Origin of the sequence: Paraglaciecola sp. L1A13 (genome assembly GCF_009796745.1) — a bacterium.
In the GTDB taxonomy this organism is placed as follows: Bacteria; Pseudomonadota; Gammaproteobacteria; order Enterobacterales; family Alteromonadaceae; genus Paraglaciecola.
The window spans coordinates 819,960-836,429 of the sequence record NZ_CP047024.1; the positions used below are offsets into that span (position 1 = coordinate 819,960).

15 protein-coding genes are annotated in these 16,470 nt (G+C 43.8%); 7 read left to right on the top strand and 8 right to left on the bottom strand.

Annotated features, from left to right (window positions below):
- Window positions 1-14: 14 nt before the first annotated feature.
- Genes GQR89_RS03380 through GQR89_RS03390 form a run of 3 tightly spaced genes read right to left on the bottom strand, consistent with a single transcriptional unit; the run spans window position 15 to window position 3,040 of the window.
- Window positions 15-719: a histidine phosphatase family protein gene (locus GQR89_RS03380; protein ID WP_158768762.1), complete on the bottom strand. Its 705-nt coding sequence runs from the start codon at window positions 717-719 to the stop codon at window positions 15-17.
- 1 nt (window position 720) lies between these two features.
- Window positions 721-1,818, bottom strand: a complete 1,098-nt coding sequence (locus GQR89_RS03385; protein ID WP_158768763.1) for a phosphotransferase family protein — start codon at window positions 1,816-1,818, stop codon at window positions 721-723.
- Window position 1,819: 1 nt separating this feature from the next.
- Window positions 1,820-3,040 (bottom strand): acyl-CoA dehydrogenase family protein, encoded by a 1,221-nt coding sequence (locus GQR89_RS03390; protein ID WP_158768764.1) that lies wholly within the window; start codon window positions 3,038-3,040, stop codon window positions 1,820-1,822.
- 130 nt (window positions 3,041-3,170) lie between these two features.
- Between GQR89_RS03390 and GQR89_RS03395 the strand changes: the two genes are divergently transcribed.
- On the top strand, window positions 3,171-4,079 hold the full coding sequence (locus GQR89_RS03395) for a LysR family transcriptional regulator (protein ID WP_158768765.1): 909 nt from the start codon (window positions 3,171-3,173) through the stop codon (window positions 4,077-4,079).
- 53 nt (window positions 4,080-4,132) lie between these two features.
- Here the strand turns inward: GQR89_RS03395 and GQR89_RS03400 are convergent, their stop codons facing one another.
- Window positions 4,133-5,341: an ammonium transporter gene (locus GQR89_RS03400; RefSeq protein WP_158768766.1), complete on the bottom strand. Its 1,209-nt coding sequence runs from the start codon at window positions 5,339-5,341 to the stop codon at window positions 4,133-4,135.
- A gap of 399 nt (window positions 5,342-5,740) precedes the next feature.
- Between GQR89_RS03400 and GQR89_RS03405 the strand changes: the two genes are divergently transcribed.
- Together GQR89_RS03405 and GQR89_RS03410 are read left to right on the top strand one after the other, a co-directional pair.
- Window positions 5,741-8,320: a S8 family serine peptidase gene (locus GQR89_RS03405; RefSeq protein WP_199271365.1), complete on the top strand. Its 2,580-nt coding sequence runs from the start codon at window positions 5,741-5,743 to the stop codon at window positions 8,318-8,320.
- Window positions 8,321-8,631: 311 nt separating this feature from the next.
- On the top strand, window positions 8,632-9,210 hold the full coding sequence (locus tag GQR89_RS03410; RefSeq protein ID WP_158768767.1) for a hypothetical protein: 579 nt from the start codon (window positions 8,632-8,634) through the stop codon (window positions 9,208-9,210).
- Between the two features lie 215 nt (window positions 9,211-9,425).
- Here GQR89_RS03410 and gpsA read toward each other — a convergent pair whose 3' ends face one another.
- Genes gpsA through GQR89_RS03430 form a run of 4 tightly spaced genes read right to left on the bottom strand, consistent with a single transcriptional unit; the run spans window position 9,426 to window position 11,670 of the window.
- Window positions 9,426-10,424 (bottom strand): NAD(P)H-dependent glycerol-3-phosphate dehydrogenase, encoded by a 999-nt coding sequence (gpsA, locus tag GQR89_RS03415; protein ID WP_158768768.1) that lies wholly within the window; start codon window positions 10,422-10,424, stop codon window positions 9,426-9,428.
- A gap of 11 nt (window positions 10,425-10,435) precedes the next feature.
- Complete coding sequence (secB, locus tag GQR89_RS03420; protein WP_158768769.1) at window positions 10,436-10,945, bottom strand: protein-export chaperone SecB; 510 nt, start codon at window positions 10,943-10,945, stop codon at window positions 10,436-10,438.
- 22 nt (window positions 10,946-10,967) lie between these two features.
- Window positions 10,968-11,225 carry a glutaredoxin 3 gene (grxC, locus tag GQR89_RS03425; RefSeq protein ID WP_158768770.1) on the bottom strand — a complete coding sequence of 86 codons (258 nt, stop codon included), beginning with the start codon at window positions 11,223-11,225 and terminating at the stop codon, window positions 10,968-10,970.
- 19 nt (window positions 11,226-11,244) lie between these two features.
- Window positions 11,245-11,670 (bottom strand): rhodanese-like domain-containing protein, encoded by a 426-nt coding sequence (locus tag GQR89_RS03430; RefSeq protein ID WP_158768771.1) that lies wholly within the window; start codon window positions 11,668-11,670, stop codon window positions 11,245-11,247.
- A 276-nt stretch (window positions 11,671-11,946) separates the two neighbouring features.
- Between GQR89_RS03430 and gpmI the strand changes: the two genes are divergently transcribed.
- The 4 genes from gpmI to GQR89_RS03450 all read left to right on the top strand — a co-directional run bounded on the left by gpmI (window position 11,947) and on the right by GQR89_RS03450 (window position 16,402).
- Window positions 11,947-13,482, top strand: coding sequence for a 2,3-bisphosphoglycerate-independent phosphoglycerate mutase (gpmI, locus tag GQR89_RS03435; RefSeq protein ID WP_158768772.1), 1,536 nt, complete (start codon window positions 11,947-11,949; stop codon window positions 13,480-13,482).
- Window positions 13,483-13,544: 62 nt separating this feature from the next.
- Window positions 13,545-14,636, top strand: coding sequence for a murein hydrolase activator EnvC (locus GQR89_RS03440; protein WP_158768773.1), 1,092 nt, complete (start codon window positions 13,545-13,547; stop codon window positions 14,634-14,636).
- Window positions 14,637-14,649: 13 nt separating this feature from the next.
- Window positions 14,650-15,420, top strand: a complete 771-nt coding sequence (locus GQR89_RS03445) for a divergent polysaccharide deacetylase family protein (RefSeq protein WP_233269062.1) — start codon at window positions 14,650-14,652, stop codon at window positions 15,418-15,420.
- A 37-nt stretch (window positions 15,421-15,457) separates the two neighbouring features.
- Complete coding sequence (locus GQR89_RS03450; protein ID WP_158768774.1) at window positions 15,458-16,402, top strand: DUF808 domain-containing protein; 945 nt, start codon at window positions 15,458-15,460, stop codon at window positions 16,400-16,402.
- Window positions 16,403-16,470 lie beyond the last annotated feature (68 nt).

The following is a 16,470-nucleotide window of genomic DNA, read 5'->3' on the forward strand; positions in this document are numbered from 1 at the left end:
GCGATGTCTCTGAGTTATTTGTAAGTAATAAGGTGGCGATGATGCCCCTCGAAGGCAGTGTGTTCATTTAAAGTCGACAATATTTGTCCTTTACTACTGATAATGATTTTACTGATCCCGCAATTCACCAAGGTCCAGTTTACATCCATTAAGTTTTTAGCCGGGACGTTTAATAGCAACTGACTCAATAGTGCAATCGGACCACCTGAACTAAAAACCGCAATGTTTTTTGCATCACCAGCTTGTTCAACTGTGGTTTGTAAGGCTTGTCGAATACGAGTTTGATAGGCACACCAAGATTCATTGTAATCATCTACGTAGTCATTGCTTATCCAGCGGGAAAAAGCGCTATCGAGTAAGACTTGTAAAGCGAAGTTAGGTTTTTGTTGTTGTTTTAAATGATTTTTTATACCGTTCGCGTTAGCAAAATCAGGATTAAGCTGAGCTAAAATATCTTGATGGTCATACTCGTTCCAATCAGCATTCACTGTCATTTGACTGACAACGCTCTGATTAGCCTGCATACTTCTTAAGCAGCTATTGGCAGTCTGTTGATGACGTAGCATGCCACCGCTAATGACTTTGTCAAACTGTATACCACGGCGCGACAAATCAACGCCTAAATGAGCCGCTTGTTGCTCCCCAAGTCTTGAAAGGCAATCGTAATCATCTTTGCCAAATGACGCTTGTCCATGCCTGATCAAATATATACTAGCCATACTAACGCTTTCCTTTGATAGCCTGTCGGCATTGCCACATCAAATAATGAACGAAGAACCAAATGTTTTTAAATGCAGGGTTATTCGTTTGTTTATGGTGATATCGATAGTAAATTTGTTGAGCGATGGCAGCTAATCTAAACAGTCCGTAAACTTCGTAAAATGCAAAGTTGTCGACTTTAAAGCCTGTCTGACCCAGATAATAATCGATTACTTCATGACGCGAATACATACCGGATAAATGTGTAGGTTGTCGACGAGTCGATTTCGCCAGTCGATCGTCATTTGCCTGCACCCAGTAGGCTAGACTATTGCCCAAATCCATAAGCGGGTCACCAAGGGTGGCAAGCTCCCAGTCTAGCACGCCAATAATTTGAGTCGGCTTTTGAGCATCCAATACTAAATTGTCAAAACGAAAATCGTTGTGAGTTAAGCAAATGTGTTCGTTATCAGGAATGTTGGCTTTGAGCCAATCACAAATGTAATTTGCTTTAGGGACATTCCAAGTTCGTGCTTTTTGAAACCGGCCAACCCAGCCGTCAATTTGGCGCTGTGTATAACCGCTTCCTTTCGCTATATGACTCAGATTCGCCGCTTGATAGTCAACCTTATGCAATTCTATCAGGCAGTCCAGTGCATTTTTACATAGTGTTTGGGTTTGATGGGGCGATAATGATAAATCCCTGGGCATATTTTTACGGGGGATGATGCCGTTGAGTTTTTCCATTACGTAAAATTCTGCACCTATCACCGCTTCATCTTCGCAATGTGCCAACATCTCAGGCACGTATTGATATACAGGCTTAAGCGCCGCTTGTAAGCGGTATTCTCTGCCCATGTCGTGGGCGCCTTTAGCCTTTGTACCAACAGGTCCTCGACGCAAAATAACGTCGCTATTTTTGCCCGTAGAGTTTTCAAAAGACAGGCAATAAGTCCAGTTAGAAGCACCACCTGTATATTGCGTTACAGCGGGTGTACCGTTTAAATGCGGTATATGGGCAACAAGCCAAGGGAGAAGAGACTCAAGATTAAGTTCTTCTCCTTGACGAACGCTGCCAGCTTGGTCGGTGGCAGCTCGTTCATTTATATGTTTCCCCATATTATAGATATTTCTTCAATTCTAGACGGGTAACCATGCCCATATGTACTTCGTCAGGGCCATCAGCTAAGCGTAAAGCGCGGGCGCCAGCAGCGAATCTAGCCAGTGGGAAGTCACTGCTCATTCCGGCACCACCATGCAATTGCACTGACATATCCACCACATCTTGCAACATTTTAGGCACCGCTACTTTTATCGCGGAGATTTCAGTCATGGCATTTTTCACCCCAACGTCGTCTATTTTCCACGCCGCGTGCAGTGTCATTAGGCGCGCTTGATGAATAGCAATACGTGCCTGTGCAATGCGTTCGCCATTGCCGCCTAGTTTAATTAACGGTCTGCCAAATGCGGTACGACTTAAGCTGCGTTTCATTGCCAACTCCAAGGCTTTTTCAGCACCACCAATAGCGCGCATGCAATGATGAATTCGACCCGGTCCTAAGCGTCCTTGTGCAATCGCGAAACCTTTCCCCAAACCCACTAGCAAGTTTTCTTTTGGAACGCGCACATTGGTAAAGTGCATTTCACCATGACCAGATGGCGCATCGAAGTCACCATAGGCGCTCAGCATACGTTTGATTTCAACGCCTGGAGTATCAAGAGGCACGATCACCATACTATGCTGGCTATGCTTATCATTTTCAGGATTTGATAACGCCATAAAAATGGTGATTTTTGCATTAGGATGGCCTAGACCAGTTGACCACCATTTTTTACCATTTAATACCAGTTCGTCACCGTCTACTTCTACAGTCGCTTCCATATTAGTGGCATCAGATGAGGCTACATCAGGCTCTGTCATACCGAATACCGAACGGATTTCGCCAGCTAATAAAGGTTTAAGCCATTTGTTTTGTTGGTACTCGTTACCGAAATGATAAAGCACTTCCATATTGCCCGTGTCAGGGGCATTGCAGTTAAATATTTCAGAGGCGAATAACACGCGTCCCATTTCTTCGGCGAGTGGTGCGTACTCTAATGTTGTTAAGCCTTTACCTAACTTATCGTCAGGTAAGAATAAGTTCCATAAGCCTGCTTCTTGCGCTTTCTTTTTTAACGCTTCAATAAAGGGGTGTATCTGCCATTTTGTCCAATCGCCGGTAGGGTTCAGTTCTTCGGTCTCACGGTAGATTTGCTCTTCCACTGGGTAAATATGTTCATCCATAAAGGCTTTGACGCGTGCAATGTAATCCTGAGTTTTTTGGCTATGAGCAAAATCCATGATCTTTCCCTTACTTTGCTTAATGACTATTAGTGAATGTGTGGTTAGCATAGCTGCATTAATAAATTGAATGAAATGAAAAATACTGTGGGTATACTATGAATTATATTCATTGTTAAAAGAGGTAATGATGGCAGACATACATGCCCTTAAAAAGCTCGACTTAAATTTACTCAAAGTCTTCGAAAGCTTATACGTAGAGCAGAATATGACGCGTACTGCTGACGTGCTACATATCACGCCATCTGCGGTCAGTCATGCGATTAAGCGTTTGCGAGAATGTCTGGGTGATCCATTATTTCAGCGCAGTAATAACCGTATGCTGCCCACACCAGCATGCCAGAGAATGGCGCCGCTGATCATCGATAATCTCACGCGATTACGTCAAATTATGCAGCATTGGGGAGAATTTCAGCCATTGACCAGCGAGCATCACTTTAGAATCGGCATGCATTACGCGTTGGAGCCGAGTATTTTACCTGCCTTAACCACTCGATTGGCACTAATGGCCCCCAACGTAACGTTTTCGAGTGTGAAAGTTGACCGAGTAACGTTAACTCGAGATTTGAGTGCAGGACATATGGATTTGGCGTTAGATGTGGCCTTGCCGATTAAATCACCTGTACAGCATCAGAAGCTTATTGATGATGAATTCTGTGTCTTGATGCGTAAACAGCACCCTTTAACCAAGTCGATGAACATTAAAATGTATTTCGATGCCAAACATATCGGCGTGTCTAATCGCTCAAGCGGTGCATCCGTAGAAGATCTATCGTTTCAGCAGCTGGGGATGTCACGCAAAGTTGTGATCCGATGCCAGAATTATTATGCAGCTAAAAGCATGGTCGCTAATTCAGACAACTTACTAACCTTACCTCGCCGCCTGGCTGAACATCTCAGTCAAGATGATGTTGAATTAATTGACTTACCGATAAAGATCGCGCCAATTTCGACACATCTTTATTGGCATAAAAATACCGAGCAAGACTCAGCACTTGATTGGCTAAGGTCGTTATTTAAAGGCATTTTCGAAGACTAAATGGATATTTGGCTCGCCATTGCGAAATAGCGAGCCAGTTTTGTGAGATAGGACTAATCGTGGTTGGTGGATCCGATACGGTGAATCGTTAAATCGGCACCTACGTATTCTTCTTCATTAGTTAAGCGTAGTCCCAATGTCATATTGATTGTACCGTAAACTACGACACCGCCAACCAACGCCACTAGGATCCCACCGACTGTGCCAATGACTTGCGCTGCTATGCTGACACCACCTAAACCGCCTAGACTCTCGCTGCCAAAAATACCTGCAGCTATGCCTCCCCACGCGCCACATAATCCATGCAATGGCCAGACACCCAATACATCATCCAGTTTTTTACTGCGCTGAATAAAAGTAAATAAGGTCACAAATAACCAACCGGCGACCACACCGACAACTAATGCGCCAATAGGATGCACGATATCTGAGCCTGCACATATAGCGACTAAGCCCGCTAAAGGACCATTATGCACAAAACCTGGGTCATTCTTACCGAACAACAAGGCCGCAATAATGCCACCCGCCATTGCCATAAGTGAGTTCATAGCGACTAAACCACTGATACCGTCCAGAGTCTGTGCCGACATAACGTTAAAGCCGAACCAACCTATGCATAAAATCCAAGTGCCCAAGGCTAGAAAGGGAATATTTGAAGGCGCGAAAGCAATCAATTTGTTGTCCTTCACCCGGCCGTTTCGTAGCCCTAAGAAGAACACTGCCACGAATGCTAACCAACCGCCGATTGCATGTACTACAACCGAGCCCGCAAAATCGTGAAAGGGTGAGCCTGTGGTTCGCGTAATCCAGTCCTGCACGCCATAGTTCCCATTCCATACTATGCCCTCAAAGAAGGGATAAATCAGCGCGACGATAATCGCAGAAGCCAATAAAAATGGATTGAATTTAGCGCGCTCTGCTATACCGCCTGAAATAATAGCTGGAATGGCAGCAGCGAACGTCATCAAGAAGAAAAACTTCACTAGGTCATAGCCATTGTTGGCTGTTAGTTCCCGGGCGCTACTATAAAATGAGGTGTCGTAAGCTATCCAATAACCGATAAAAAAGTAAGCGACACAAGATACACCAAAATCGGTGATAATCTTAACTAAGGCGTTGACTTGATTTTTATGGCGAACGGTGCCGACTTCTAAAAATGCGAAACCTGCATGCATGGCGAAAACCATAATCGCACCGATCAATAAAAAATAGGTATTAGAACTTTGCACCAATAACTCGGTGGCGCTAGTGACATCTTGCATGTTGATATATCTCTGTGTGACAGGTTAAATGTTACAACAAGGTAAACTTTGTTATTTCAGCTTTCTATTTTCATGGTGTTGATAATGCTGTTTTAATGGACTGGAAATAGGCAGTTCTATTGCTTTGTCCCTTGTTATGGCAGAATCATACCTTGCGGCAACAAACGTGTGGGCTTCACATATAGAATTAATAAACATAGCCCATTCAAAATTAACATTATGTTTAAAACTAAAGGCTAGTTGTTAATCTTTAGCGCTGTGTATTACTGAATGTATACATAAAGCGTGCTAAGGATAGCCTGATTGTTCATAGGATGTCATTCGAAGGTCTGATTTTCGATACATTACATCTTGACCTATTAGATTAAAATAAGTGGCTACCACTTAATGAGAAATATCATGAAAAATAGCGTTTTCTATAAATTCGCACTTTATACAGTAAGTTTTTTATATTTGCTCATCGGTGCAAACAGCGCAGCGATTGAGCTAACTGCAGTAGACAGAACAAGTAATGTACTTGATTCCAAGCAACGAGAATTGTTGGTTGAAAAGCTTCAGCAAAGCGACTCGGTGCGTGTCATTATTGAACTTAACATTGAATCAAGTGTTGCCGTATCCACAACGCACTCTGATACTGAGCAAAGTGATGCTAACGTTCAACAAATCATTAGTGCGCAAGCAAGTTTACAAGCAACGCTTGATCAATCAGGCGCACAACTGACCCATAGTTTTACACACCTACCCATGGCCGTGTATGAAATAGATATGCGTGCATTGTTACTTCTTGAGCAGAGCAAGCTGGTTAAAAGTATTCAAGTCGATCAAATTCGTCAACCAACCCTGACCCAGAGTAATAATATAATAGGTAGCGAAGCCGCTTATGATATAGGTGCAAATGGCGCAGGTCAGACGGTAGCTATACTCGACTCCGGTATTGAGTCGAGTCACCCTTTCTTAAATGGCAAAGTCAAATCAGAAGCGTGTTTTTCGACCAACCGTAGTAATGGATTTTCAGAATCAGTTTGTCCCAGCGGTAACAATGATGAAATTGCAGATGGTGCAGCGCAAGCTTGTAATTTCAGTGGTTGTTATCACGGTACTCATGTAGCAGGGATTGTTGCAGGTAATAGCGACAGCCTACATGGTGTTGCTAAAAATGCTGACATCATCGCTATTCAAGTCTTCTCAAAAATCCTTGATAGTAGCTATTGTGACGGGAGTCCGCCTTGTTTAGGTGCTTATGATTCTGACGTTATTCAAGGGTTAGAGCGGGTATATACCTTGCGAAACACCTACTCAATTCCTTCTGTAAACATTAGTTTAGGGGCAGGTGGCTATCTTAGTCAAAGTGCGTGTGATTTAGATAACCGTAGTTACGCTACAGCGGTCAGTAAATTGAACGATGCGGGTATCGCGGTGGTGATTGCCGCAGGTAACAATGGTTACAGCAACAAGGTAAGCGCACCGGGTTGTGTTACTAACGCTATCAGTGTTGGGGCGACCACAGATAGCGATAGCGTGGCGTCATTTAGTAATCGAGCGAGTTATTTAACACTACTGGCACCAGGTACGAGCATCAATTCTTCTGTGCCGGGTGCAAAATACTCTACCTTGCAAGGCACATCTATGGCAGCTCCCCATGTTGCAGGGGCGTTTGCTGCATTAGCGTCTTTGGAAAACAAACCAGATAAACAGCAAATGCTTGGAGCGTTATTAAATACGGCTAAAGCGGTTGACTCAGGCGCGTTAACATTTGGGCGTATAGCGCTGGGGGCTGCTGCACAAAATCTTATGCCTGAGCCTGAAATCGATCAACAACTGAGTATCCGCTTAACCGTAGATAATTCAGAAGCGTTATATTTTAACGGCGTGTTATTAGGTGAATCGGATAACTGGCAAAACAGTAAGTTGTATAACGTTAACGTTACACAAGTGAATAACGTCCTGGCGGTTAAAGCCATGGACGTCGATGGCTTAGCGGCATTGCTCGCTCAATTAGAGTTAGCAGGTCAGCCCCTATACAGTGATGAAAACTGGAAAGTGTCTACTGAATACACAGAAGGTTGGCAGCAAACGGATTTTGATGATAGCCAATGGCAGGCAGCCACAACTTATGGCTATTACGGCGTGTGGCCTTGGTACAAGAAAGTAAAATGGTGGCCCAGTACGAGTGAAGCTCAGTGGCTGTGGTCAGATGAACGTTATGACGACGATACTGTTTACTTTCGTTATCATATAGCGGCAAGCAGTGAACCTACCCTTGACCCAGTAGCTATTGAGACCATCGCTTTGGCTGAAGGGCAGGTGAGTGAAGCCTATTCCATTATGTTGGCTGCCCGTGGTGGAAGTGAGTCTTTTGTATGGTCACTAAGCAATGGTACTTTACCTAACGGGATTAACCTTGACGCCCAAAGTGGCGAGCTGGCTGGAACGCCTAATGAAGCAGGTGATTTTACCTTCACTGTTCAGGTGAGTGATACTGCGGGCACGCAAGACGAGCAAACCTTTACGCTGTCTATCGCTAGTGCGCCAGTTACATCGGAGATGGCAACAATCACCATTTCGGTTGATAATTTTGAAGACACTTTTTTTAATGGCGTATTCTTAGGCTCGTCAACCAACTGGATGTACGCTAAAAGTTATACGGTGGAACTGGTCTCTGGTCGAAACGTGTTAGCGATTAAGGCGCAGGATGTAGATGGAATTGCTGCACTTATCGCGAAGGTAGAAACTGAGCTAGGCGTTATTGTCAGCGACACTAACTGGAAAGTTTCTACCCAAACGTTTGATAATTGGAATACCCAAAGTTTTGATGATAGTGGTTGGGCTAATGCCGCTACATACGGATCTTACGGGGCTCAGCCGTGGCGCTCACGAGTGAGCGGACTGAATGGCTCCAATGGCGCCCAATGGATTTGGTCGGATGATAATGATGTAGATGATCTGGTGTATTTCAGGCTAGTGATTGAGCGCCCCTAATGCAAAAAAACCACAAAAAATATTCAATAAAGAATAATTAAGCCTAAAAGTCGAGTTGGATTATTTCTAACTCGACTTTGCGTTTTTTGCGCTCTCAATACAGCGAAAATCTAATCTTTGTCCAAGGGCATTTTCATTCGATGCGCCAGTCAGAAAAATGACACTTCAATTTATTTCCTTCTATTAGAACTAGATTTTCTTTATAACTTATTGATTAAAAAGGTAATACCCACCTTGGCACAGTCTCTGCTGAAGATTAGGCATCTTAGTTAAACATCAGCTGCACACCAGAGGTAGCACAAGGTACTCATATGATAGGTTCTGCCCATATCCAACTGACTAATACGTCACGCCAAAATGTTGCGCGCTCAGCTAGAGCAACAATCGGCTCAGCTCAAGTATTGCAGCAATTGCTGCCTAAACTATGTGTAGATGAATTTAAAACTCGATATCAGCCTATTACTGGGCTAGATCTCTATATGCGCCAAGAAACCGAACACGTGTTAGCGCGAATTGAAACCCACTGTGAAATGGTTCTCGAGGCAATAAGCGCAGATACAATTGGCAGCGAAATGCCCTCGTTTACCCTAAGATTTATCAACAGTAAGTGCGAACTTGATGGCCAATACCCTCAAGCGCTATTAAAAAAACTCAATCAAGACTGCTGGCTTATGGATGCCTTTGCTTGGCTTTTACCCAATTACTTAGCATTAGTGCACTCGTTAGAGTTAGTGGCGTTTTCATATGTTTATCAGCGCTCACGCTCAAAAGCGACCAAGACTTACCGTCACTTTGATGATGAAAACAATGGCTTGGGTGTATCAGTAAAATTCGATTCAGGCAAAGCTCAGTGGAATATTACGTCACCCATTAACATTTTTCATTTGTAAACAACAAACAAATAGCGCAATTAGCGGTGTTTTACTCACTTTTTTGTCGATCCTCAATAGTCATTATGGTCAATTACTGCCTGTCGCAATACGCATTGAGTTGGCTCTACGCTTACGCTGCTATATCACAAACAAAAATGCCCTCTGAGTAGGAGGGCATTCATCGTATATAAGATTTTTCGGGCAATAGCTAAACGCAGTCACAACTCAGAATATTATTCTGATGTTTGCTCTCTACCTAGCAAGGCCAACGCCGCTTCTCTTGCGGGTTTGGCTTCGTATAGAACTTTGTATATTTGCTCGCAGATTGGCATTTCTACGTTGTGACGAGCAGCCAATTGATGTACTTCTTTGGTATTGCGATAGCCTTCAACCACTTGACCAATTTCTTCAATCGCATCGTCAATGCTTTTACCGGCGCCTAAGGCTAAACCGAAGCGCCGATTACGGGATTGATTGTCAGTGCAGGTTAATACTAAGTCACCTAGGCCTGCCATTCCCATAAAGGTTTCAGGCTGTGCGCCTAACGTTATACCCAAGCGAGTTAACTCTGCTAGGCCGCGGGTGATCAAAGCTGTTCTGGCGTTTGAACCAAAACCTAAGCCGTCAGCTAAGCCTGCGCCTATGGCAATTACGTTCTTTACTGCGCCGCCTAATTGCACACCAACAAAATCATTATTTTTGTAGACGCGAAATGAACGAGAGCAGTGCAGCATATTGGCAAAATCAGTGGCTAATTGGTCGTCGGTTGATGACACGGAAATAGCGGTGGGTAACCCTGCAACCATTTCTTTGGCGAAGGTAGGGCCTGACACCACTGCAAGAGGAATAGTGTCACCGAGTATTTCGCGCGCCACATCTTGCAATAACCTGCCGTTTTCGGGGTCAAGGCCTTTGGTAGCCCAAATAATTCTGTGCTTCGATGTGAGCATAGGTTTAATTTGACGTAACAGCGCCGAAAAACCGTGGCTGGGGGTTACAATCAGCAAATCATTGTTGAGACTGACTGCTGTGGATAAATCGGCTTCAATACTTAACGGCTCAGGGAATATTGCTCCAGGTAAGTATTTTTGATTACTTCTGGCAGCGGCCATGTCGTGCATTTGCTTTGGATCTCGGCCCCACAATGTGGTGACAACGCCATTTCTGGCGAGACAAAAAGCAAGGGCGGTGCCATACGACCCCGCCCCTAATACTGAAACTGTTTGTTTCATTACGTTAGTACTTACGCGTCTAACTGCGTAGGTGCTTGCTCTTGAGCTTGTTGAGCCGCACGTTTTTGCATGTAAGCCGCAAAAATAGCATCAAAGTTAACAGGCGCAAGATTAAGCGGTGGGAAAGTACCACGATTTACTAAATTAGAAATCGTTTCACGAGCATAAGGGAAAAGCGTGTTCGGGCAAAAAGAACCCAACATATGCGCTTTATTTTGCTCTGGCATTTCACCTATAGCAAAAATACCCGCTTGCTGTACTTCGCATAAAAAGGCTGTTTCTTCACCTAACATAGCCGTCACGGTCACTGCCAAGACGATCTCGTAGACGTTTTCTTCAATCAGTGTACTACGAGTGTCCAAATCTAATTGAACTTCAGGTTTCCATTCTTTTTGAAAAACAGCTGGTGAGTTTGGCGTTTCAAATGAAATATCCTTGGTGTAGATACGTTGAATTGCGAATTGAGGTCCCTGAGCGGCTTGCGCTGCGTCAGCTGGATTTGTTTGGTTTTCTTCAGCCATTTTGCTTCCTTAAGTTTTCTGCTTAAGCAGAAAGTAATGTATCTAGTTTATTTTGTGATTCTAATGCGAACATATCGTCACAACCGCCGACATGCTGCGCACCAATAAATATTTGTGGCACGGTTGAACCGCCATTTGCGCGTTTAATCATTTCTGCGCGTAATTCGGGTTGAACATCCACTTTAAATTCTGTGTATTGCACGCCTTTTTGCTCTAATAATGCTTTGGCGCGGTGACAATATGGACAATGTCCTTTAGTGTAAATCTCGACTTTACTCATGATAAATATACCTTTTTGTTTATTTGCTAATAGGAAGACTGGCGCCTTGCCAAGCGTTCATTCCACCTTTAAGAACGGTTACCTGCTCAAAACCTTCCTTAAGCATTTGGTTGGCAGTACGTTTACATGTCATTCCCATTGCACACACAACAATAATGGGTTTGTCTTTTTGATTTTCAAGGCTAGTAAAATCGCCCTTCGTCACGTATTCGGGCTTTATTTGTTTAGCACCTAAAATATGACCCTTCTTAAATTCGGCCACAGGGCGGATATCTAGCACCATGGCATCATTTTTATTCATTAAAAGTGTTGCTTCGTGGGTACTAAGCTCTTTTAGTTTCGAAAATGAACTCGCAACCGTGGTGTATAGTAGTGATAATAATAAAGCGACGAATAAACCCGCTAAAATGTAGTGATTTGTAGCAAATTCAATCACTTGATCCATAAATATTGCGCCTCTTTGATACATTCAAGGTAAAAAAATGAGTGCAAAGTATATAGAAGTTACGGCCTAAAACCAGTGGCATAGCCGTGTCTTGGCCTAACTAATAAAATAAGCTTTTGTAAACGGAGGGTTTTTTCCTCTAATTGCCCGTGACGAGCAAAGATACACAGGATAATATGACCGATGTGATGGTAAACTGTTTACGTTTACTTTGTATTTAACCGTTTTAACCCCACGTTACTTTTTTAAACTAATTTCCAGCGGAGACAGACAATCATGAGCCAAGGCAAAAAAACGTTAGCCCTAATTATTATGGATGGGTGGGGACATCGAGAAGATACTGCTAATAACGCCATTGCCCACGCAAACACACCTGTACTTGACCGCTTAACTAAAGAAACCACCAATACGCTGATCTCTGCATCTGGTATGGACGTAGGTCTTCCAGGTGGGCAAATGGGTAACTCCGAAGTGGGCCATGTAAATTTGGGTGCTGGTCGAGTGGTATATCAAGATTTTACTCGCGTGACTAAAGCCATTGAAGATGGTGATTTCTTTGAGAATGAAGTATTAGTTAGCAATGTTGATAAAGCTGTTGAACAGGGTAAAGCCGTTCATATCATGGGCTTGTTGTCACCAGGTGGCGTGCATAGCCACCAAGATCACATTTTCGCAATGATCAAACTAGCCGTTAAGCGCGGCGCGAAAAAAGTCTACTTACACGCATTTTTAGATGGCCGTGACACGCCTCCTCGCAGTGCTAAAGCATCGTTAGAAGCCGCAGACAATGTATTTGCAGAGCTGGGAGTGGGGAAAACCGCCACATTGATCGGCCGATACTACGCCATGGATCGTGACTCTCGTTGGGACCGCGTCGAAAAAGCATACAAGGTGATTGCCAAAGGTGAAGGCGCATTTAATGTAGCGAGTGCGGTTGAAGGGTTAGAGAATTCTTATGCCCGTGAAGAAAACGACGAATTTATGCAACCTACCGTAATTGGCGAGGCTGTGCCAATTGAAGCTGGCGATACCTTGCTCTTTATGAATTTTAGAGCTGATCGCGCTCGGGAAATCAGTCGTCCTTTCGTGGAAGCCGATTTTAATGATTTTGACAAAGGCAAACATATTGATTTAGGAGCATTTGTTATGCTCACTCGATATGCTGAAAGCATTGATGCCCCCGCTGCTTATCCGCCTGTACCGTTGGTTAATGTTATGGGGGAGTGGTTAGCGAGTCACGGTAAAACACAGTTGCGTATCTCAGAAACTGAGAAATTTGCTCACGTGACGTTTTTCTATAGTGGCGGTAAAGAAGATTTGTATGAAGGCGAAGAGCGTATTTTGATACCCTCTCCAAAAGTTGCAACCTATGATCTACAGCCTGAAATGAATTCGAAGGAATTGACCGACAAATTAGTCGCGGCAATTGAATCGGGTAAATTTGATGCGATTATCTGTAATTACCCAAATGGTGACATGGTAGGTCACACAGGCAATTTCGATGCAGCAGTTAAAGCGTGTGAAGCTGTTGATACCTGCATTGGTCGTGTCGTTGAAGCTATTAAAAAAGTCGGTGGGGATTGCTTGATTACGGCTGATCATGGCAACGCTGAAAAAATGGCTGATGAAAGCACGGGTCAAGCCCACACGGCACATACGAGCGAGTTAGTGCCGTTCTGGCATGTGGGTCAAAAGACCACTGCGCGTTCAGGTGGTACACTAAGTGATGTAGCACCAACCATGCTGCATTTGATGGGTATGGAGCAGCCACCAGAAATGACTGGAACGCCCATTGTAACTTTGGTTAAGTAGCTCTTTTGCTTCCATTGTTGTTATGGTTTAAGAACAAAAAAGCACCATTGCTATGGTGCTTTTTGTTTGTCTGTTTTTTACCATTTCACGCCCTTGGACAATCAAAAGACGAGTTACAGGCACTACAAAAACAAATTAAGCAAAAACAACAGCAGGTTGCCAGGCAGTTAGTTAAAGCCAAGCAGTTGCAAAACGAATTAAAACAAAGCGAACTTAAAATCGCCTCGGCAGCTAAAGCACTTAATAAAACTGAGCAAGCATTAAAAGCAAATCAACAAGATCAGCAAACGCTCAAAAAACGTCAGGGTGAAATTCAGCGTAAATTAGCCCAGCAGCAAGATACCTTAGCCAAACAAATTCGTAGTGCGTTTATGACTGGTAATTACGATTATGCCAAAATGCTGCTAAATCAAGAAAATGCAGCAAAGTTTGAGCGTACTATCACTTATTACGAATATCTCAACAAAGCCAGACGTGAAATTATCGATGAATTTCGCCAATTAGGTGACGAGTTAGTTCAGGTTAATTTAACCTTGGTTGAAAAACAGGATAGTCTACAAAATTTGCTCGATCGCCAGCAAGCTCAACAAGCGACATTAACTCAAGGCCTGCGCAACCGAGAGCAAACCTTGACTAAGCTGCAATCCGCTATCGAAACCGATGCCGCTAAAATTGAAGAGCTGCAAGCAAACGAACAGAATTTACGTAAAGCAATTACCCAAGCCGAACGTTTAGCGGCCCAAAAACCTACCACCTTCGACGGGTTGGCTAAATTAAAAGGTAAGTTACTTAGGCCGGCTCAGGGACAAGTACGCAAATTGTTTGGTACCAAGCGTCAAGGACAAGTGCGCTGGAAAGGGATAATTGTTGATGCTAATGCGGGCAACAATGTGGTGGCGATTCATCATGGTAAGGTCTTGTACGCAGATTGGTTGCGTGGGTTTGGATTAGTTATCGTTGTCGACCACGGAAAGGGCTATATGAGTCTATACGGGCACAATCAGGCCTTACTGCACCAAACGGGCGATACGGTATCGGCAGGAGAACCTATTGCTCTCGTAGGACAAAGTGGTGGTCAATCATCACCGAATTTATATTTTGAAATCCGTTATAAGGGCGATCCGATCAATCCGACACAGTGGCTAAAATTATAATGGCTAACCACAAATGATGGTGCGTTTTTCGTTAGGCATTTTTAGTCTGGCGGTGGCGCTATTATGGGCACCTGCAATGCCAGTGAAGAGTGCACAAATCGCCATTATAATTGACGACGTTGGTAATAATCGCCTTCGCGATGCTGCCGCTTTCGCGCTACCTAAAAATGTTGCTGTGTCAATTTTGCCCCATAAAAGTATGAGCCAAAAATATGCCGTTTTGGCCCAAGAGCAACAACGAGAATTTTTATTGCATATGCCTATGGAATCTATGGCTGGGATAAAGCAAGAGCCGAATGTGTTATTGGCGAGTATGAATGACAAAACCATAGTGCAAACCCTCAATGCGGCGTTTGCCAGCGTGCCTAACGCCTTAGGTATGAATAATCATATGGGTAGCCGGTTGACGCAACTTGAACATCCTATGCGCACGACCATGAACTATCTGTATAAACATGGATTAGTATTTATTGACAGTCGTACAACTGTTCTTACACAAGCTGAAACTATTGCCAAGCAACGTCACGTGCCCACCATGCGTCGGCACGTGTTTTTAGATAATGATTTAGCGGTCGAAAAAATTGATCGTCAATTTAATCTTTTACTGAGAAAAGCGCGCAAATACGGGCGTTCGTTAGCCATTGGTCATCCTCATCGTCAGACCATTGCATATTTGCAGCAACGGCTGCCGAAATTAGCAGACGACAATGTACAGCTTATCTCCCTCAGTGCTATGTTATTGCTACAAGGTGATAACGCACAGAAGAGCGTGATAACCGAATAATTCATTTTGTATTAATCAATTTTTTAGGAACTTGCCAATGGCTGCTGCAAACTTACTTGCTCTAATTGATGACATTGCCACTATTCTCGACGACGTGGCGATCTTATCGAAAGTTGCGGCCAAGAAAACCGCTGGTGTATTGGGAGACGATCTTGCCTTAAATGCGGAACAGGTGTCAGGCGTAAAAGCTGAACGTGAACTACCCGTGGTGTGGGCAGTGGCCAAAGGCTCATTCCTGAATAAGCTTATTTTAGTACCTTCAGCATTACTTATTAGTGCGTTTCTGCCTTGGCTGATTACCGTTTTATTGGTTATTGGTGGTCTCTATTTATGTTTCGAAGGCTTTGAAAAGGTCGCTCACAAATGGTTGCACAGCAAGGATGAACTTGATGTAGAGCACCAAGCTAAGTTGAGTGCGTTGGCTGACCCTAAAATTGATTTAGTGGCCTTGGAAAAAGACAAAATAAAAGGTGCTATTAGAACCGACTTTATTCTATCAGCAGAAATCGTGGTGATCGTATTAGGCACTGTACAGACTGAACCCTTAAGTACACAGATTGTGGTGGTGTCGCTGTTGGCCATAGCCATTACGATTGGGGTGTATGGTTTAGTTGCTGGTATTGTAAAGCTTGATGATGCGGGTTTGTATATGCTACGTAAATCGGTCTCTGGTTCCTTTAACGCCATTCAGCGGTTTATTGGTCGCAGCCTGCTCATCATTGCACCTTTGTTAATGAAAAGCCTTGCCATTATAGGAACGGTAGCCATGTTCTTAGTGGGTGGCGGCATCATAGTACATAGCGTACCGGTTATTCATCACCTCGTCGCCAACGTGCTAGCGTCATTCTCTGGCTTAGGGAGCATAATTAATTCTGCCTTACCTGTGGTGGCTGACGGTGTAATAGGGATTACAGCCGGAGGGCTGGTGTTAGTAGTTGTTTCACTAGCGAGTAAATTACTACGCACCTTTCGCAGTAAATAAATCACCGCTATTTATACAATTCAAGGGGATTGTGTCGTCCCCTTAAATATGCCAAATAAGTCATGTCG